At 39.9% G+C, this 632-nt stretch carries 1 pseudogene; it reads left to right on the top strand.

The window, feature by feature from the left end:
• Positions 1-117 precede the first annotated feature (117 nt).
• Positions 118-632, top strand: a pseudogene (locus H5187_RS23910) (hypothetical protein); the annotation flags it as partial.

Below are 632 nucleotides of genomic sequence, written 5' to 3'. Positions count from 1 at the left end.
TCAACGCTTGAGGGACATTGGGTAGAGAGCGATGGTAAGCAGTTGGCTATTTCATGGTTTGGAGGGTGGTCAAATTTATTTACTGCTCTAAGCTTCTTGCTAATGGTATCTGCAGTTATGTTTTTTTTCGTTGATTTGGTTGTTATTGGTTTTGTGTGGGAGGATTATCGGTGGGTGCCATTTGCTATATATGCACCTATGTTTATTGTTGGTTTTTATATGCTGAAACACCGGGCAATATTAGCGCACCGAGATAATTTTTATTTTAATCGCCATACCGGGCTTGTAAAAACCCCTCATACTTTGTTTAGAAAACCGTTTTATTTACCTTACGAAGACATTGTTTGCTATGGTGCAAATGAGCGTAATGTCGGTTCAGCCCGCGGTGGTTCACGTGTGTTTGTATCTCTTATGGTGCCGTTAAAATACCCTAAACATTATCGCTTTACCAAGCCTACTTTTTATGTAGGTGGTTCAAATCGTCAATGGGATTCACTGGCATACGCCACAGCCATGACCTTTATGGATACATCAATCCCGCTTGGGACACACTTATATCAATCAATAGAGCACTACTTCAAAATAGATAAAGATATAACAGAAAAACACGGATTTCCTGAGGAGTTAAAACC

It is taken from the genome of Pseudoalteromonas sp. SG44-1, assembly GCF_014164315.1.
Lineage (GTDB): Bacteria > Pseudomonadota > Gammaproteobacteria > Enterobacterales > Alteromonadaceae > Pseudoalteromonas > Pseudoalteromonas rhizosphaerae.
This window is presented reverse-complemented; position numbering and strand designations above follow the sequence as displayed.